An 18,987-nucleotide genomic window follows, 5' to 3' on the forward strand; every position below is an offset into this window, starting at 1 on the left:
TCTAGTCGCGGGCGCTGTAGATTTTGCTGCTCGAGTAGATGAAATACAGCGCAATCCCCAGGCAGATAACCGCGCCCAGACGGCTCGGCGAAAAGGGAATAGCGGGATTACCCAACCAGCCAAAGTTATCTATCAACATGCTCATGGTGAGCTGGCCGAATATCACCGCCACCGTGGCGACGGCGGTGCCGATGCGCTGTACGGCAAGCACCATAATCACGATATAGGGCACGCCAAACATCGCGCCGAGGAGCTGCCATTTGGGTACGTCCAGCAGCGTGACCGCATGCTTAGGCTCAAAGAAAAATATGAGCAGGGCGGTCACCAGTGCGCCGACGGAAAAGGTCAGAAACGCGCTTTTGAATACCCCCACGCTGCTGCCGAGCTGTCCGTTAATCGCGGCCTGAATGCTCAGCGTAGCGCCGCCGCAAACGGCGAGAAGAATCATAATCAGTGTCATACGTTACCCCTGTGCGACCAGAACCAGTGCTGCAATGATGAACCCCAGTGCAATAATGCGCTTCGCATTTATCTTTCTGTGCGGCGAGCCCAGCAGACCGTAGTGGTCAATGATCAGGCTTTTAAAGACCTGACCGGCCAAAATCCCAATCATGGTCATTGCGATGCCGATGGCGGGTGTCGCAACGGTCAGGATGACCACGTACACCGGGCCGAGCACGCCGCCGAGCAACTGCCAGCCGGGCTGGGCAAAAAACGAGGGGCTGTTACGCGGGCTAAAAAACAGCATCAGTAAAAACGTCAGTGCGGCACCGACCCCAAAAATGCTGAACGTGGCCCATAAGTCGCCCACTTCGCCCCCCAGTGGCCCCAGTAATCCCGCCTCAATGGAGAGACCCATCCCTCCGGCTATCACCAGTGAAATCAACACAAACTGCATAACGCTTCCTCCGTTTTAAGGCGAAGAAGATTACGTCGGTCGTCCAGTGAGAAAAATGCCATAATGCAGGAAACACCTTTGCAGGAAATGCATTAATGTTCGATGCCAGTAATATCAACGTCCGCGCGCTGCTGATCTTTATTGAGGTCTATGAAGCGCAGAATTTCTCCGTCGTCGCGCGGCGGCAGGGGATATCAGCCTCACAGATATCGCGCGTTATTCACCAGCTTGAGGATGCCCTCGGTCAGCAGCTGTTCTACCGCAATACGCGCGCGGTGATCCCCACAGAAAGTGGTCATCTGTTTATCCGCTATGCCCGGGCGATGGTCGAAAACGTCGAAGAGGCGCGGCGTGAGCTGGATGAACGTTCGTCGGAACCATCCGGCACAATCCGCATTAATGGGCCGGTATTTTTTGGGCAGAGGCATGTTGCGCCAGGCCTGGCGGAGCTGACCGAGCGTTATCCGCGGTTAAACATTGAGCTCACGCTGACCGATGACTTTATCGACCCGCACCGGGATGCGGCCGATCTTATCTTTCGCATTGGCATGTTGACGGACTCGACGTTCCACGCCCGCATTTTTGGTCAGCAGCGTTACCATCTTGCCGCGTCGCCCGCGTATCTGCGCAAACACGGTGTGCCGGACGATCCGGCCACGCTGAGCGATCATCAATGTCTGGTCTATCGCGGTTCGTCCGGGCCTAACCGCTGGCTGGTGCGTCGCGAGGGGGAGAACTGGATACACTATCCGGTGGTGGCGCGGATGACATCCAATAATGCGGAGTCGTTGCTCACTGCCGCGATGGGCGGGATGGGGATCGTCCTGTTTCCGGACTGGCTGATTGGCGACAGGCTCCAGCGGGGAGAGCTTGTCGCACTTCTGCCGGAAATGGCGTGTGCGATCAACACGGAGCCGCTGAACATTGCGGCGATCTATCCACATGCACGTCATCCGCCCCTGAACGTCAGGGCGGTGATTGATTATTACGTCGAACGCTTTGGTACGCCGCCGTACTGGCAAACGTAAAGGATTACGCGCCGAGCTCTTTGCGGATAATCTCTGCGCCTGCGCTGAGGGCTCTCAGCTTACCGTTTGCGACGTGACGGGAAAGGGGGGCCATACCGCAGTTGGTCGAAGGGTAAAGCTTGTCGGCATCGACAAACTGCAGCGCTTTACGCAGGGTATCGGCGACTTCCTCCGGCGTTTCAACGGTGTTCGTTGCCACATCAATCGCGCCAACCATCACTTTTTTACCGCGGATCAGCGCCAGCAGATCCATCGGCACGCGGGAGTTGTGGCACTCCAGAGAGATAATGTCGATGTTCGAGGTCTGCAGCTTAGGGAAAGCCTCTTCGTACTGGCGCCACTCAGAGCCGAGCGTTTTTTTCCAGTCGGTATTGGCTTTGATGCCGTAGCCATAGCAGATATGGACCGCAGTTTCGCACTTCAGCCCTTCAATGGCGCGTTCCAGCGCGGCGATGCCCCAGTCGTTGACCTCGTCAAAAAAGACGTTAAATGCCGGTTCGTCGAACTGGATAATATCCACGCCTGCAGCCTCTAGCTCCCGCGCTTCCTGATTGAGGATTTTGGCGAATTCCCAGGCCAGCTTTTCGCGGCTTTTATAGTGCGCGTCGTAAAGGGTGTCGATCATGGTCATCGGTCCGGGGAGGGCCCATTTGATCGGCTTATCCGTGAGCTGGCGCAGGTACTTTGCATCGTCGACGAATACCGGTTTCTGACGTGCCACAGCAGAAACCACGGTCGGCACGCTGGCGTCATAACGGTTACGAATGCGTACCGTCTGGCGGTTTTCAAAATCCACGCCGCTCAGGTGTTCGATAAAGGTGGTGACGAAGTGCTGGCGGGTCTGTTCGCCGTCGCTGACAATGTCGATTCCCGCACGGATCTGCTCATCCAGTGACAAACGCAGCGCATCCTGTTTTCCTGCCAGTAATTCCTGATCCTCTAATTTCCACGGAGACCACAGCGTTTCAGGTTGTGCAAGCCAGGTCGGCTTAGGCAGGCTGCCAGCCGTAGACGTCGGGAGCAATGTTTTCATAATAAAAGACCTATTTTGATGAATTAAAGCGTGTAGTTATCAGACCACTGCTCAAGAATGTGTTTATAAGGCTTAATAAAGTATTCTTCGGTGAATCGACCCTGTTCAATCGCCAGACGGCTTCGTTCTTCACGGTCATAAACAATTTTGGTGAATGAGTGATCCTGCTGGTTCAGATCCGGTCGGAAGCACAGTCCCGCCGACGAGTTGGCGTTATAAATTTCCGGGCGATAGATTTTCTGAAACGTTTCCATCGTGCTGATGGTGGCGATCAGTTCAAGATTGCTGTAATCGTTCAGCAAATCACCGGTATAAAAGAACGCAAAGGGTGCCACGCTGTTTTCTGGCATGAAATAGCGCACCTTCAGGCCCATTTTGGCAAAGTACAGTTCCGTTAATGACTCGCCATCCGGCTGATACTCAATGCCCAGTACAGGATGCTGGTTGCCGGTGCGGCGGTAGGTGTCTTTGCTGGAAACGCTGAGGCAGATCACCGGTCCTTTTCTGAAGTTCTCTTTGTATTCCGGCGAACTCACAAAATGGCGGAATATGTTGCCGTGCAATTCACCAAACTTTTCCGGAACGCTGAAGTGCTGTTGGTTCTTGTTATGTTCCAGCAGCAGAACGCTGAAATCATAATCCCGCACGTAAGACGAAAAGTTATTGCCGACAATCCCCGGGATACGCAGGTTGTTTTTCTTGTCGACGATGGTGGTTTGCAATATCTCAATGGCCGGGAACGGCTTATCCGCACCAATGTTCAGATCGACGGAGATAATTTCAAGCTCAACCGCGTAGCGATCGGCGTTGGGGTTATCCCAGCGCGCCAGTGCGTTGAAGCGGTTATTGATCATCACCAGGGTATTGCGCAGGTTTTCCTGACGCTTTTCTCCGCGCGCCAGGTTGGCAAAGTTGGTGGTGGTACGCGTATTTTCTGACGGGTTGTAATTCTCATCGAAGCAACTGCGCTTAAGGGTATAGGTGAAAGCTTTGCTCATTGTCGTTATGCATCCTAAGTTCATGTTGCTAAGAAGTTACCGATGCATAATTTATGCCTGACCCCGCGGCGCAGGGGAAGTGACTTAATTTCACTGCAACATGAGCGAAGTTCATGAAGCGTGATACTCGCGTGTCGCTGCCTTCTTGCCGGGTGGCGCTGCGCTTACCCGGCCTACGGTTCAGCGTCGTATATGTGCTTTGCCGTTGCCGTTAACCCGCTGTAGAGAATTGGCATTTTTTTATTTCTGTTCAATTCCCGCTATAATCCCCAAAATTTCCAACCGGTTTAGAAACGATCATGACAAAACTCACCTTACAAGAGCAGATGCTGAAAGCGGGCCTCGTTAGCAGCAAGAAAGCGGCGAAAGTGCAGCGTACGGCAAAGAAATCACGCGTTCAGGCTCGTGAGGCGCGCGAAGCAGTAGAAGAGAATAAAAAAGCGCAGATCGAGCGTGACAAGCAGCTCAGCGAACAGCAGAAGCAGGCCGTGCTGGCAAAAGAGTTTAAAGCACAGGTGAAGCAGCTGATTGAGATGAACCGCATCACCGTGGCGAAAGGCAATATCACCTTTAACTTCACTGACGGTAATCTGATCAAAAAACTCGACGTCGACAAGCAAACCCAGACTCAGCTGATCAACGGCCGTCTGGCGATTGCCCGTCTGGTGATTAACGCCAGCGGCGACTGTGAATACGCGATTATCCCGGCAGTCGTGGCCGATAAAATTGCCCAGCGTGATGCCGACTGCATTGTGTTAAACAGCGCGCTCAGTCAGGAAGAGCAGGATGAAGACGATCCCTACGCGGACTTCAAAATCCCTGACGATTTGATGTGGTAAACCGCCGTCAGAACGGGGCGGTGTGACGGGCAGTAACCGGCTCGCCGCTTACCGGATGAATAAAATTCAGCTCGCAGGCATGCAGCATCAGCCGGGGCGTGATTTCCGCCCCCGGCGCGTCAAGACCGCCATACAGATCGCAGCCCAGAATCGGGTGCCCCAGCTGCTGGCAATGAATACGCAGCTGATGGGTTCGCCCGGTTTCCGGGGTAAGCGTCACCCGCGTTAACGGCACTCCCGTTCCCTGATAAAAACGTTCCACCACCCGATAGCGGGAGCGGGCGGGTTTACCGTTAATGGCGCAGATTGACATCAGCGGGAACAGCGCCGGATCTTTGGCAATCGGGGCATCTATCACGCCCTCATCGTTTTCCAGATGTCCGCAAAGCAGGGCGCTGTAAACTTTCTCCACGCTGCGCTGGCTGAACTGCTGGCAGAGCGCCGCATTGATCGCTTTATTACGCGCAATCACCATCAGCCCGGACGTGCCGAAATCGAGACGATGTACCAGCGTGCAGCCCGGGAACGTCTGAACCAGACGATAATGGACAGAATCAAGGTTTTGCGGATTTTTCCCCGAGAGGCTGAGCAGACCGGAAGGCTTATTGATCAGCAGCAGATGTTCATCCTGCCAGAGGATCTCGATGTCGTCATGACACGGTGGGGCAATAAAAGAATCAATAATCGCAGACATCAGGCCGCCCGGCTGGAGAGTGGGAGCGGATGATAACGAAATGTGGAGAAAAGAAAAACCCTCCCACCGGGCGGTGAGAGGGGGAAATCTTAGGCGGCAACCAGGCTGTCAATCGCGGCTTTCGCGTCGGTCTGCGCTTTCGTTGCCACTTCAGGACCGTAAGCGATGCCTTCCGCGAACACGAAGTTTACGTCAGTGATGCCGATGAAGCCCAGGAACAGGCTCAGGTATGGCGCAACCAGGTCGGTTGGGGTGTCTTTATGGATACCGCCGCGGCTGGTCAGTACGATCGCACGCTTGCCTTTCACCAGACCTTCAGGGCCGTTTTCAGTGTAACGGAAGGTTACGCCAGCACGCGCCACCAGGTCGAAGTAGTTCTTCAGCTGAGTAGGGATGTTGAAGTTGTACATTGGGGCGTTAATCACGATAACGTCGTGCGCCTGCAGCTCAGCAATCAGTTCGTCGGACAGGGCCAGGGCTTCCTGCTGACGCGGGCTCAGCGGAGCATCGCTCGGACGCAGCGCGCCAACCAGTTCACCGTCCAGCACAGGAATAGGGTTTGCCGCCAGGTCGCGCACGGTGATTTCGTCAGCGGAATGCTGTTCACGCCACTGTTCAACGAAATAATCAGACAGCTGACCAGACTGAGAGTACCCTGCCAGAATACTGGATTTCAACACTAATACTTTGCTCATGGGTGATTCCTGTTTTTGCATTTGATTGAAGGGGGTTGCCCCGTTGCTTGTTGACACTCTATTCACAATCCTGCCACAGAGATAGCGCAATATATCGAAGTCTATGTTCGAATTTTTTGAATAAGGCGCAGAAAGCGTCAATGTGGTACTCTATAGCAATCATTAAAAAGAGATTTTACCCGGCAGAGCACTGCCCATTAACGCTATGACAGAACACCAAAAAATCACCTTCCCGATGCTCCTGCAAAGGCTTGATGCCCTGATGCTGCGCGATAAACAGCGGTTTGCGCGTCGTCTGCATGGCGTGAAGAAGGTTAAAAATCCTGATGCACAACAGGCCATTTATCAGGAAATGGCGAAAGAGATTGAACAGGCAGCAGGGAAAGTTGTGCTGCGCGAAGCTGCACGCCCGGCAATTACCTACCCGGAAAACCTGCCTGTCAGTCAGAAAAAACAGGACATCCTGGAAGCCGTGCGCGACCACCAGGTGGTAATTGTCGCAGGGGAAACCGGTTCGGGGAAAACCACCCAGCTGCCGAAAATCTGCATGGAGCTGGGACGCGGGGTGAAAGGTCTGATTGGCCACACCCAGCCGCGTCGTCTGGCGGCGCGTACCGTGGCGAACCGTATTGCCGAAGAGCTGCAAACCGAGCCGGGCGGCTGCATCGGTTACAAGGTGCGATTCAGCGACCACGTCAGCGATAACACCATGGTCAAGCTGATGACTGACGGTATCCTGCTGGCGGAAATCCAGCAGGATCGCCTGCTGATGCAGTACGACACCATCATCATCGACGAAGCACACGAGCGCAGCCTGAACATTGACTTCCTGCTCGGTTACCTGAAAGAACTGCTGCCGCGTCGTCCGGATCTGAAAATCATCATCACCTCCGCGACCATCGACCCGGAGCGCTTCTCGAAGCATTTCAACAATGCGCCGATAATTGAAGTGTCAGGACGCACGTACCCGGTGGAAGTGCGCTATCGCCCGATTGTCGAAGAGGCGGATGATACCGAGCGCGACCAGCTCCAGGCCATCTTCGACGCTGTCGACGAACTGGGCAACGAAAGTGCGGGCGACATTCTGATCTTTATGAGCGGCGAGCGCGAAATTCGCGATACCGCCGATGCGCTCAGCAAGCGCGATCTGCGTCATACGGAGATCCTGCCCCTGTACGCGCGCCTGTCGAACAGCGAGCAGAACCGCGTGTTCCAGCCGCACGGCGGACGCCGCATTGTGCTGGCGACCAACGTGGCGGAAACCTCGCTGACCGTACCGGGGATCAAATACGTGATCGACCCGGGCACGGCGCGTATCAGCCGCTACAGCTACCGCACCAAAGTGCAACGCCTGCCAATAGAGCCGGTTTCTCAGGCGTCGGCCAACCAGCGTAAAGGCCGCTGCGGTCGTGTGTCGGAAGGGATCTGTATTCGTCTCTATTCCGAAGACGATTTCCTGTCGCGCCCGGAGTTTACCGACCCGGAAATTCTGCGCACCAACCTGGCGTCCGTTATCCTGCAGATGACCGCCCTGGGGCTGGGCGACATCGCGGCGTTCCCGTTCGTGGAGGCGCCGGACAAACGCAACATTCAGGACGGTGTCCGTCTGCTGGAAGAGTTGGGGGCCATTACCACCGACGAGCAGGCGACGGTCTATAAACTGACGCCGTTGGGTCGTCAGCTTAGCCAGTTGCCGGTCGACCCGCGTCTGGCGCGCATGGTGCTGGAAGCCCAGAAGCACGGCTGCGTGCGCGAGGCGATGATTATCACCTCTGCGCTCTCCATTCAGGATCCGCGCGAGCGTCCGATGGATAAACAGCAGGCGTCAGATGAAAAACACCGTCGCTTCCACGACAAAGAGTCCGATTTCCTCGCCTTCGTGAACCTGTGGAACTATCTCGGCGAGCAGCAGAAAGCGCTCTCCTCGAACCAGTTCCGCCGCCAGTGCCGCGTGGATTTCCTCAACTACCTGCGCGTGCGCGAGTGGCAGGATATCTACACTCAGCTGCGCCAGGTGGTGAAAGAGCTGGGCATTCCGGTGAACAGCGAGCCGGCGGAGTACCGTGAAATTCATATCGCGCTGCTGACCGGCCTGCTGTCCCACATTGGGATGAAGGACGCTGAGAAGCAGGAGTATACCGGCGCGCGCAATGCCCGTTTCTCCATCTTCCCCGGTTCCGGCTTATTCAAGAAGCCGCCGAAGTGGACCATGGTGGCCGAGCTGGTGGAAACCAGCCGCCTGTGGGGACGCATTGCCGCGCGGATCGACCCGGAATGGGTTGAGCCAGTCGCGCAGCATCTGCTGAAACGCTCATACAGTGAACCACACTGGGAGCGTGCGCAGGGGGCAGTGATGGCGACCGAGAAGGTGACCGTTTATGGCCTGCCGGTGGTGGCCGCGCGTAAGGTCAACTACAGCCAGATTGACCCGGCGCTCAGCCGCGAGCTGTTTATCCGCCACGCGCTGGTGGAGGGCGACTGGCAGACGCGCCATGCGTTCTTCCGCGAAAACCTGAAGCTGCGCGCCGAGGTGGAAGAGCTTGAGCATAAATCCCGCCGTCGCGACATCCTGGTAGACGACGAGGCGCTGTTCGAGTTTTACGATCAGCGCATCAGTCACGATGTGATTTCCGCCCGCCACTTTGACAGCTGGTGGAAGAAGGCCAGTAAAGAGACGCCGGACCTGCTCAATTTTGAAAAGAGCATGTTGATTAAAGAGGGGGCGGAGTCGGTCAGCAAGCTCGACTACCCGAACTTCTGGCATCAGGGCAATCTCAAGCTGCGTCTGACCTATCAGTTTGAACCGGGGGCCGATGCGGACGGCGTGACCGTCCACATTCCGCTGCCGCTGTTAAACCAGGTCGACGAGAGCGGATTTGAATGGCAGATCCCCGGCCTGCGCCGCGAGCTGGTCATTGCGCTGATTAAATCGCTGCCGAAACCGGTGCGGCGTAATTTTGTGCCTGCGCCGAACTACGCGGAAGCGTTTTTGGGCCGCGTCACGCCGCTGGAGCTGCCGCTGCTGGACGCGCTGGAGCGAGAATTCCGCCGCATGACAGGCACCACCATTGACCGCGAAGACTGGAACTGGGAACAGGTACCCGATCACCTGAAAATCAGCTTCCGCGTGGTGGATGATAAAAACAAAAAGCTGCTGGAAGGGCGTTCCCTGAGCGAGCTAAAAGAGGCGCTGAAAGGGAAAGTCCAGGAGACGCTCTCTGCGGTGGCGGACGACGGCATCGAGCAGAGCGGGCTGCATATCTGGAGTTTTGGTCAGCTTCCGGAAAGCTACGAGCAAAAACGCGGTAACTATAAGGTGAAAGCCTGGCCAGCGCTGGTGGACGAGCGCGACAGCGTGGCGATCAAGCTGTTTGATAACCCGCAGGAACAACAGCAGATGATGTGGCGCGGGCTGCGTCGCCTGCTGCTGCTGAACATTCCGTCGCCGATTAAATATCTGCACGAGAAGTTGCCGAACAAGGCCAAGCTGGGTCTGTACTTTAACCCGTACGGCAAAGTGCTGGATCTGATTGACGACTGCATCTCCTGCGGCGTGGACAAACTGATCCACGAGGCGGGCGGTCCGGTCTGGACGGAAGAGGGCTTTGCTCAGCTTCATGAAAAGGTCCGCGCGGAGCTCAACGACACCGTGGTGGAGATTGCCAAACAGGTCGAGCAGATCCTCACCGCCGTGTTCAACATCAACAAGCGCCTGAAGGGGCGCGTGGATATGACCATGGCGCTGGGGCTGTCGGACGTGAAGGCGCAGATGGCGGGGCTGGTGTATCGTGGGTTTGTCACCGGCAACGGCTTCAACCGTCTCGGCGATACGCTGCGCTATCTGCAGGCCATTGAAAAACGTCTGGAGAAAATGGCCATCGACCCGCACCGCGATCGCGCGCAGATGTTGAAAGTGGAAAGCGTGCAGCAGGCGTGGCAGCAGTGGCTAAACAAGCTGCCGCCGGCGCGCCGCGACGATGAAGACGTGCAGGCGATCCGCTGGATGATCGAGGAGCTACGCGTCAGCTTCTTTGCCCAGCAGCTCGGTACGCCGTATCCGATTTCGGATAAGCGTATCCTGCAGGCGATGGAGCAGATCTCTGGCTAAAAGCCTTGCCCGATTTTCTCCCTCTCCCTGTGGGAGAGGGTCGGGGTGAGGGCATCAGCCAGCACAATTTTCACCCGTTCACAATCGCCAGCGTAAACCCATCCCATCCCTTAACTCCCACCGTTTGCAACGCGGTGGCGGTTAAGCGCGGGTTATCTCCAGTCATCTCGATAAAACGCCGCACGCCCTGCACGCGCGCGTCGTCGCTTTGCCCGTTAACGACTTCACCCTCGCGAACCACGTTATCGCCGATAATTACCGTACCGGGACGGGAATAGTGCAACGCCCACTCCAGATAGCCGGGATTGTTCGGCTTATCGGCATCAATAAAGATCAGGTCGAACGGCGGAACGTCACCAAAATTTTCGAGCGAGCTCAGCGCCGGGCCTTCAATCAGTTCAATGCGATCGTTCAGCCCCGCGAGGTGAATATTCTTACGCGCAACGTCGGCATGACTCGGGTCGGCCTCCAGCGTGATCAGCTTTCCGTCCGGCGGCAGGGCGCGCGCCATCTAGATTGAGCTATAGGCACCCAGCGTCCCGATCTCGAGAATGCGTCTTGCCTGCGTCATGCGCACGAACAGCGCCAGCAGCTGCCCCTGATTGGCCGCCACGTCGTGCTCGGGCAGCCCGGCGCGCTTGTTGTTTTCCAGTACCTGACTCAGTACGTCATCGTCAGGGATCAGCGAAGAAATCATGAAATTATCTACTGCAGACCACTGTTGTTGCATAGATTGACTCCTTGGGAAGGATTGCCGGGTGGCGGCTACGCCTTACCCGGCCTACGGGTGCGAAATGTAGGCCCGGTAAGCGCAGCGCCACCGGACAGGATTTCAGGCACTGCCCCAGCCGCCGCCCAGCGCCCTGTATAAATCAATCTGCGCCAGCAGCAGGTTATTTTTCACCTGCACGACGCTGGTCTGGACCGAGAACAGCGTGCGCTGCGCGTCCAGCACGTCCAGATAGGAAGAATAGCCGTTGCGATAGCGATTCTGCGCAATGCGCAGCGTCTCCTGCGCCACAGCCTGCTGGGCGAGTAGCTCCGTCAGCTGTTCCTGATAGCGCGTAATGGCATCAAGGCTGTTGTTCACTTCCGCAAACGCGTTACGCACGGTTTTTTCATAGGCGTACAGCGCCTGGTTACGCTGAGACTGGGAAATATCCACCTGCGCATTCAGCGCCTGGCGGTTCAGCAGCGGGGCAAGAATACTGCCCCCGGCGCTCCAGAGCTGAAGCGGATTGTCCAGCAGGCCAGAAAGGGTGCGATCCTGAATCGATCCGGTGGCGGTCAGGTTGATCGATGGCAGCAGGCTGGCGCGCGACGCGGCAAGGGAGGCATCCGCCGCCACCAGCTGGCGTTCAGCCTGAACGATATCCGGCCGACGGTTCAGAAGCGTGGAAGGCAGCTGCGACGGCAGCTTCAGCGGCGTCAGCGCCGCAAAGCTTTCGCTGCGCGCTACCGCGCCGGGATTGCTTCCCAGCAGCAGGCTAAGCGCATTTTCCTGTTGCGCAATCTGATGCTGTAACACGGGCACCTGCGCCCGCGTTGAACGTAATTCGGAGTCAGACTGCATCAGCTCCAGGCGCGAACTGTAGCCGGTTTCAAACTGACGTTTCGCGAGGTTAAACGCCTCTTCGCGGGACTTCAGCGTGGCTTCGGTCACGCGCAGCTGTTCGTCAAGTGAGAGCAGGGTGACGTACCCGGAAGCCACGGACGAGGCGACGGTCAAATCCGCGGCGGCAGCGGCGGCTTTTTGCGCCTCCAGCGACGCCTGAGCGGCATTCGCCGTGCTGCGGTTGACGCCCCAGATATCAACGTCGTAGCTCGCCGTCAGGCTGCCTCTGTACACCGTACCGTAGACGGGCAACCCGGTCGCAGCGGATTGCGAACGGGCGCGCGTCCCCGTGACGCCCGCGTCAAGCGAGGGAAACAGGCTGCCGTCGGCCGCAAAGACCCGCGCCTGATACTCGTTTATCCGTTCGCGGGCGATCAGCACGTCACTGTTATTCTTAAGTGCCTGGCCCACATAGCGGTTCAGGTGGTTGTCATGAAAGTTACGCCACCAGAGCTGTTCCGTCGGGCTGGCTGGCCCCGAGGTGGCCCGCCATTGCGCAGGAATGTGCAGCGTGGGCTGCGCCGGTTTGACGTCGACGGACTGGCATCCGGCCAGCATTACCGCCACGACCAGTCCGGCTATCGGACGCAGGATCATGGTTTCGCCTCCCGCGTATCAATTGTTACCTGCACCGACATGCCCGGACGCAGCAGGGCGGATTCCTCTGGCTTACCGAGTACCTCAATGCGCACCGGAATTCGCTGGGCAATTTTGACAAAGTTACCGGTGGCGTTATCCGGCGTGATCGCACTGAATTCCACGCCGGTTGCGGGAGAGATGCTCTCCACGCGGCCCTGATACGCTTTGTCGTTCAGGGCATCGACGGTGAATTTCACCGGCTGACCGACGCGCAACTCCGCGAGCTGGGTCTCTTTGATATTGGCAATAACCCAGTGCTGGGGTGGCACAAGGGTGGTGAGATGGGTCCCGGCGGTCACATACGCCCCGAGACGCACGGCAATCTGCCCCAGCTGGCCATCACGCGGGGCCACAATGCGGGTGTTTTGCAGATCGATCTGAGCCAGCTCCAGCGCCGCTTTGGCGTTCTCAACGTCCGCCTCCAGCGCCCCGCGATTGACAATCACCGTCTGCAGATCCTGACGCGACATCTCAAGCGTTGCTTTCGCCTGGTCGATATCGGCGCTGCCCTGAGCCGCGCTTGCCAGGGCGGCATCGCGTTCGCGAACGGAAAGTGACCCATCCGCCGTCAGATCCTTCACGCGCTTCAAATCCGCCTGGGTTTTCAGGCTCTGGGCGCGGGCATTTTTCAGCGCGGCTTCATTTTTGGCAATCGTCGCTTCGGCGCTTTTACGCTGCTGCAGGTTATTATTCAGGGCGGCAATTTTCATCGCCAGCTGCGCCTCGGCCTGATGCACCCGCTGACGGTAGATGCGGTCATCAATCTGCAGCAGCAGATCGCCTTTTTTGACCTGCACAAAGTCCTGAACCTTCACCTCTGTGATATAGCCATTCACCTGCGGGCTGATAAACGTCGTTTGCCCCCGCACGTAGGCGTTGTCGGTAAACTGCACGTGCCGGGTAAAGGGCGGTAACTGCCAGGCGTAAAGGATCACCAGCACGCCGACAAGACCGATGGCAGCGGCGGTGAAAACGGAAACAATGCGCACATTTTTGCGGGTGTTGGCCTGCTCTTTGGCGGCATCCTGCTGACTCATAAATTCTCCAGAACTCTTTCAATTATTTGTTGCCGGTGGCGTTCTTCAGCGCCATACGGGCAGTGATGCGCAGACGCAGCAAGCGCCATAAAATCCAGACCAGCGTGGCGGCAGCGATGCTTGCCGTAAGAAGATAAGTATCGTTGTAAGCCAGAATGTTTGCCTCAAGGGCGGTGACGCTTTGTAGTTGGGTAATTGCCTGAGTCCCCAACAGCGAACTGTCGCCGATCAGGCTTTTATACATCTGGGTATAAAGCTGAATGCGCTCGTTGACCAGCGGGTTGAGCGTGGTGAGCTGGTCTGCCAGCAGGCTGGAGTGGTACTTCTCACGCCAGGTCTGGAAAGTACCGAGGATCGCCGACCCGAGCAGACCGCCGAGGTTCTGGCTCATGCCAAACATGACCGAGAAGCTGACCAGATTACGCGGGTCGGCGATCACTCCGCCAATGGCGGCCAGCATGGCCGGGGCGAGGAAGAAGGCGCTGCCGAAGCCCAGCAGGAACTGGCTGACCATCAGCTGGTCCGGGCGGGTCAGGTTATTGGACTGGCTGTCCAGCAGCGAGGCAATGATCATCAGCGCCAGGGAGGTGATAATCGGCCACGCCAGTTTTGTGGGCTTGATGGTGAGACAGCTGGTGACGATCCCGCAGACGATCCCGGCGAAAATGGACCACGCCAGATGGGTCATCTGCTCATTCTGTAATCCCACATACTGTAACCAGCCAATCACCCCGGTATTTTGCTCCGCCAGCACGATGCGGATCAGCAGCATAATCAGTCCCAGACGGACGATGCTGCCGCTCGACAGCCAGCGGGTATTCAGCAGTGGGTTAGTGCGGTTATGTTCAAAGACAATGGCGGACACAATCAGCACCAGCGATAACGCCAGCGACCAGCCGATCCACGGCGCTTCAAACCACCAGTCCAGACGTCCGAGCGACAGCACCGCGCACAGCAAGGCCATGCCCGGCGCCAGCAGAAAGAAGGTGACAAAGTCTTTCTTCTCAAAGACCTTGCGTCGGTCGCCCGGCGGCAGCTTTAGCGCGATCACGCAGGCCAGGGAGATGAGCGCCAGCCCCAGTTCAAAGAAATACAATCCGCGCCACTCGTCCAGCTGCAGCAGTTCAGTCGAAAACAGTCGCGCCAGCGGAATGGCGAGTGACGAGCCGGTAATGCCGATGGTCAGCGCCTTCAGGCGATGTTTCGCCGGCCAGGCCTGGATCTGGTAGTAAATCCCCAGCGAGCTGAGCGCGGCGGCCACCATCCCGTGCGCGGCGCGCACCATTAGCGCTGAGCTGAGATCGTTAACAAACAGATGGAAAAAGGTGACCAGCACATACAGCACCAGAAACCCTTCGGTGAAGGCGCGCAGACCGTACTGCTGGCGGAATTTGACCAGCAGCAGGTTGATAGAGATGTTGGTCATCACATAGACCGCGGGCAGCCAGGCGATCTCCGTTGACCAGGCGCCGAAGGTGCCCTGCAGGTTTTGCAGATTGGCGGTTACCACCGCATTACCCAGCGCCCCCGTCAGGCACACCAGCAGGCCCACGACGCCGTAGGCAATCCGTTTGGGCGTGCTGTGTTCGGGTGTGGAAGGCGACCCCAGCAGAGCGGGTTTCTCATGTGGCTGCCACTCGCGAGGAGCATAAGGATCGCGTTCGGGCAGGCGCATAACGTTGTTTACCTTAGAAATAATGGAAAAATGTGTCGACTGGCGATTCTACGTCTGCCGCAAATGATAATTCAAGTGAATATGATTTACGCATGTTAATCAAATGTTGAGAGGGCGCTTGAACAAAAAGAGCGGCCCGGGAAGGGCCGCCGAACGTTCAGATCTGGTCAGGTTGTGCCTGGACCGCGGGCGTTCGTTTCACGCGGCTGGCGCAGAAAATGGCAATCAGTGAGATAGCAACCGTCACGACCAGATACCAGGCCACGGGCACCCAATCGCCGTCGTATTTTGCCAGCAGTCCAGTGGCAATCAGCGGGGCGGTACCGCCTGCCAGCGCGGCACCTAACTGATAACCGAGCGTAATACCGGTGTAGCGTACGTTTGCGCTGAAGATCTCAGAGCAGAGTGTGCCGAGTACCGCCGTTACCGGAGCCCACAACACGCCAAAGGCGATGACCGTCGCGAGCACAATGCCCCACGTCGTGCCCGTATTGAGCAGCATAAACCATGGCACGATAAACAAACCGAGTATGAAGACGGTCGTGGCATACATGCGCTGCCGGCCAATTTTATCCGAGAGCAACCCCATTAATGGGATCATGATCGTGGCGACCAGGGCTCCCAGCGTCACGGCTTCCAGCGCCTGTGATTTCTGATAGGTGAGCGTGGTGGTGGCATAGCTCACCACGAAGGTTGAGAAAATATAGAATGGGGCGGTTTCCACGACCTTCAGCCCGGCGGCAATCAGCACTTCGCGCCAGTGATGCTTCAGCGTATCGCGGAGTGGGGCTTTCGCTACCTGACCAGACGCTTTCACTTTTTGAAAATCAGGCGTTTCATCAATATCTTTTCGGATCCACAGGCCGAGCAATACCAGTACCGAACTCAGCAGGAACGGGATCCGCCAGCCCCAGGAGAGAAAATCCTCTTCACTGAACAGGGTCATCAGCGAAACAATAAAGGTCGCCATCAGCATGCCGATGGTCACGCCCGCCTGCGGAATGCTGCCGAAGAACCCTTTGCGTTTTTCTGGCGCGTATTCATAGGCCAGCAACAGCGCGCCGCCCCATTCACCGCCGATGCCCATCCCCTGAATGATACGCATCAGGATCAGCAGCGCGGGAGCCCACATGCCAATCATCTCATACGTCGGCAGCAGACCAATCATGACGGTTGCACCGCCCATCAACGAGAGGGTCAGGACAAGGGTCTTTTTACGTCCGATACGGTCACCGATATGCGCGAAAAGCACCCCGCCAATGGGGCGAATAAAAAAGGTTAAGGAGAAGGAGAGATAAGAGAGAATGAGTCCGATCACCGGATCGACCATCGGGAAGAAGATCTTATTAAAGACCAGCGCGGCCGCCGTACCGTAGAGAAAATAGTCAAACCATTCAATGGCGCTCCCGGTTAGGCTGGCGATTAATACCTTCTTATTTTTTCGTAATACCGTCGTCGTACTTTCATGTTCTGTCATGACCTGAAACCTCGCCACGTTGATGATGTAAGAGGTGTCACCTGGCGCGCTTCAGGTGCAACCTGTGATGATGAAAAAGGTTATCAAATTGTTAAGCAACTTAGGGTTGGATGTTGTATTTAGCAAGCGCAGGGGGGATAAAACTGGTCAGATCACGGTGAAATAAGCAGCGTTGGGTGCTTTTTCATGACGCCTGTACAATACAATGTTTTGTAGGGCTGAAAATCAAAAGCATAATAGGCAGGTGCAACCCGATGATTTTTGGATGTTTCTGGTTATTTCAGAAAAATGATAAATTCGGTGATTCAACAACGTGAGGAGTTCACCATGGTTCAGCCCCATTTCCCCGTCCTGCCGGACGCTACGCTTACGGCCATCAATACTGTCGGTGAATGGCTGGCGCAGGACGATCTCCGCGGCGCGTCTCAAACCCCGGATGTTGACGCGGTGATTCTGGCAGGAAACGCGGTGATCACGACCATTGAAGCAGCCTGCCGAATTGCCGCAGAAAAGCAGGTTCCGCTGCTGATTAGCGGCGGTATCGGCCACTCGACAACGTTTTTGTATGATGCGATCCGTCACCACCCCCGTTATCACCCACTGCCGGTGTCCGGGCGGGCGGAAGCAAGCATTCTTGCCGACATTGCGCGGGAGTTCTGGCAGATCCCCGAGTCGCGCCTGTGGGTTGAAGATCGCTCCACTAACTGCGGAGAAAACGCCCGATTTAGCTGGAACATGCTGAAACAGCACCAGCGAACAAGCGGACGAATGCTGGTGGTGCAGGATCCGACGATGCAGCGCCGTACGATGGCGACATTCGCCCGCGTTTGCCGCGATGAGCCCGTTTCTCCGCAGTGGATTAGCCACCCGGGAATGACGCCAATACTGCAAAACGGCAAAAACGGCGTGGTATTTAGCGAGGGTAACGCAGGGCTGTGGGCCGTTGAGCGTTACCTTTCGCTGGTGATGGGGGAACTGCCGCGTCTGCATGACGATGAGAACGGCTATGGCCCGGCCGGACGGGATTTTATCGCGCACGTCGAATTCCCTGAGGCTGTCACCGAAGCCTGGAAACAGCTTCAGCAGGATCCGGTCCTGAAGGTGGCGCGTAAAATCATCTGAGCGCGGGGCAATCCCCTCGCCCCTTTGGGGAGAGGGTGAGGGGGGAATATCACAGCGCCGCGAACTTATCCAGCGTACGCACCAGCTGCGTCACGAAACCATACTCGTTGTCGTACCACGCGACGGCCTTTACCAGTTGCAGGTCTCCCGCTTCCGACACCTCCGTCTGTGTGGCGTCGAATACCGAACCGTAGTGCGAACCAATCACGTCTGACGACACAATTTCATCATCGGTATACCCGAACGATTTATTCCCCTGTGTCGCCTTTTTCAGCGCAGCGTTGATCTCCTCAACGGTGACTTTCTTGCCCAGAATGGCGACCAGCTCGGTGACGGAGCCGGTTTTTACCGGCACGCGCTGCGCGTGGCCTTTCAGCTTGCCGCTGAGCGCAGGGATCACCAGGCCGATGGCTTTTGCAGCACCGGTCGTGTGCGGAATAATGTTCTCAGCTGCTGCCCGCGAGGCGCGTAGATCTTTCCCGCGCGGTCCATCGACCAGCGCCTGGGTGCCGGTGTAGGCATGGATGGTGGTCATGGTGCCCACTTTTATTTCAAACGCATCGTGCAGGGCTTTTGCCAGCGGGGCCAGGCAGTTGGTGGTGCAGGACGCGACGGAAATAATGGTGTCACTGGCGTTAATCGTGTCGTCATTCACGCTATAGACGATGGTTTTCATGTCACCTGCAGGTGCCGAAATCAGCACTTTTTTCGCACCTGCGTCCAGATGTGCCCGGGATTTCTCTTCAGAGGTGTAGAAGCCGGTACACTCCACGACAATATCCACCCCCGCCGTTTTCCATGGAATATGCTTTGCCTCTTTCTCCGCGTATACCGCAATGGTCTTACCGTCGACGATCAGCGCATCTTCAGTGAAATCTACGCTCCACGGGAAGCCCCCGTAGTTGGAATCATGTCTTAGCAGGTAAGCCAGTACTTTCGGGGAGGTGAGGTCGTTGATGGCGACGACAGTATTACTGTCCTGAGTTTCAAGAAGGCGGCGCAGAACAAGGCGTCCAATGCGTCCGAAGCCGTTAATGCCAATTTTACTCATTGTGTTCTCCTGTGAACATGTCGATACGACAGTTTGAACTCATCCAGGCTTAGACCATCACGGACAGGGCGGCAATTG

General features: G+C 56.8%; 15 protein-coding genes and 1 pseudogene. 4 read left to right on the plus strand and 12 right to left on the minus strand.

What is annotated here, in order from left to right; translation table 11 throughout:
- Position 1: 1 nt before the first annotated feature.
- Positions 2-460, minus strand: a complete 459-nt coding sequence (locus ACOTY9_RS01815) for a DMT family transporter (RefSeq protein WP_023330358.1) — start codon at positions 458-460, stop codon at positions 2-4.
- Positions 461-463: 3 nt separating this feature from the next.
- Positions 464-898 (minus strand): DMT family transporter, encoded by a 435-nt coding sequence (locus ACOTY9_RS01820; RefSeq protein WP_348565516.1) that lies wholly within the window; start codon positions 896-898, stop codon positions 464-466.
- Positions 899-993: 95 nt separating this feature from the next.
- Between ACOTY9_RS01820 and ACOTY9_RS01825 the strand changes: the two genes are divergently transcribed.
- Positions 994-1,926 (plus strand): LysR family transcriptional regulator, encoded by a 933-nt coding sequence (locus tag ACOTY9_RS01825; protein ID WP_348565515.1) that lies wholly within the window; start codon positions 994-996, stop codon positions 1,924-1,926.
- A gap of 4 nt (positions 1,927-1,930) precedes the next feature.
- Here ACOTY9_RS01825 and ACOTY9_RS01830 read toward each other — a convergent pair whose 3' ends face one another.
- Both ACOTY9_RS01830 and ACOTY9_RS01835 read right to left on the minus strand, forming a co-directional pair.
- Entirely contained in the window at positions 1,931-2,959 is a 1,029-nt protein-coding gene (locus ACOTY9_RS01830; protein ID WP_014883754.1) for a methionine synthase, read from the minus strand.
- Between the two features lie 23 nt (positions 2,960-2,982).
- Positions 2,983-3,957: a DUF1852 domain-containing protein gene (locus ACOTY9_RS01835; protein WP_014883755.1), complete on the minus strand. Its 975-nt coding sequence runs from the start codon at positions 3,955-3,957 to the stop codon at positions 2,983-2,985.
- A 299-nt stretch (positions 3,958-4,256) separates the two neighbouring features.
- Here ACOTY9_RS01835 and ACOTY9_RS01840 point away from each other — a divergent pair, with 299 nt between their 5' ends.
- Complete coding sequence (locus ACOTY9_RS01840) at positions 4,257-4,796, plus strand: DUF2058 domain-containing protein (protein ID WP_032636630.1); 540 nt, start codon at positions 4,257-4,259, stop codon at positions 4,794-4,796.
- Between the two features lie 7 nt (positions 4,797-4,803).
- Here ACOTY9_RS01840 and ACOTY9_RS01845 read toward each other — a convergent pair whose 3' ends face one another.
- Together ACOTY9_RS01845 and azoR are read right to left on the minus strand one after the other, a co-directional pair.
- Positions 4,804-5,490 carry an RluA family pseudouridine synthase gene (locus tag ACOTY9_RS01845; RefSeq protein WP_023330362.1) on the minus strand — a complete coding sequence of 229 codons (687 nt, stop codon included), beginning with the start codon at positions 5,488-5,490 and terminating at the stop codon, positions 4,804-4,806.
- A gap of 89 nt (positions 5,491-5,579) precedes the next feature.
- The gene (gene azoR / locus ACOTY9_RS01850; RefSeq protein WP_008502313.1) at positions 5,580-6,185 is read right to left on the minus strand and encodes an FMN-dependent NADH-azoreductase; all 606 of its coding nucleotides are present in this window, start codon (positions 6,183-6,185) and stop codon (positions 5,580-5,582) included.
- A gap of 205 nt (positions 6,186-6,390) precedes the next feature.
- Here azoR and hrpA point away from each other — a divergent pair, with 205 nt between their 5' ends.
- Positions 6,391-10,293, plus strand: a complete 3,903-nt coding sequence (gene hrpA, locus ACOTY9_RS01855) for an ATP-dependent RNA helicase HrpA (RefSeq protein ID WP_023330363.1) — start codon at positions 6,391-6,393, stop codon at positions 10,291-10,293.
- 70 nt (positions 10,294-10,363) lie between these two features.
- On the opposite strand, the pseudogene ACOTY9_RS01860 reads toward hrpA, so the two are convergent.
- The 5 genes and pseudogenes from ACOTY9_RS01860 to ACOTY9_RS01880 form a co-directional block, all read right to left on the minus strand.
- Positions 10,364-11,023 (minus strand): annotated as a pseudogene (locus tag ACOTY9_RS01860) (O-methyltransferase).
- Between the two features lie 102 nt (positions 11,024-11,125).
- Positions 11,126-12,505 carry an efflux transporter outer membrane subunit gene (locus ACOTY9_RS01865; protein WP_347941579.1) on the minus strand — a complete coding sequence of 460 codons (1,380 nt, stop codon included), beginning with the start codon at positions 12,503-12,505 and terminating at the stop codon, positions 11,126-11,128.
- On the minus strand, positions 12,502-13,584 hold the full coding sequence (locus ACOTY9_RS01870; protein ID WP_023330366.1) for an HlyD family secretion protein: 1,083 nt from the start codon (positions 13,582-13,584) through the stop codon (positions 12,502-12,504). The genes ACOTY9_RS01865 and ACOTY9_RS01870 overlap by 4 nt, the downstream gene beginning before the upstream one ends.
- A gap of 22 nt (positions 13,585-13,606) precedes the next feature.
- The gene (locus ACOTY9_RS01875) at positions 13,607-15,259 is read right to left on the minus strand and encodes an MFS transporter (RefSeq protein ID WP_023337255.1); all 1,653 of its coding nucleotides are present in this window, start codon (positions 15,257-15,259) and stop codon (positions 13,607-13,609) included.
- A 157-nt stretch (positions 15,260-15,416) separates the two neighbouring features.
- On the minus strand, positions 15,417-16,736 hold the full coding sequence (locus ACOTY9_RS01880; protein WP_421637296.1) for an MFS transporter: 1,320 nt from the start codon (positions 16,734-16,736) through the stop codon (positions 15,417-15,419).
- Between the two features lie 327 nt (positions 16,737-17,063).
- Between ACOTY9_RS01880 and ACOTY9_RS01885 the strand changes: the two genes are divergently transcribed.
- The gene (locus ACOTY9_RS01885; protein WP_348565513.1) at positions 17,064-17,858 is read left to right on the plus strand and encodes a YdcF family protein; all 795 of its coding nucleotides are present in this window, start codon (positions 17,064-17,066) and stop codon (positions 17,856-17,858) included.
- 49 nt (positions 17,859-17,907) lie between these two features.
- On the opposite strand, the gene gap is transcribed toward ACOTY9_RS01885, so the two are convergent.
- Positions 17,908-18,909, minus strand: a complete 1,002-nt coding sequence (gene gap / locus ACOTY9_RS01890; protein ID WP_023330368.1) for a type I glyceraldehyde-3-phosphate dehydrogenase — start codon at positions 18,907-18,909, stop codon at positions 17,908-17,910.
- Positions 18,910-18,987: the final 78 nt, after the last annotated feature.

Origin of the sequence: Enterobacter cloacae complex sp. SHL012 (assembly GCF_049237505.1) — a bacterium.
Taxonomy (GTDB): Bacteria; Pseudomonadota; Gammaproteobacteria; order Enterobacterales; family Enterobacteriaceae; genus Enterobacter; species Enterobacter kobei.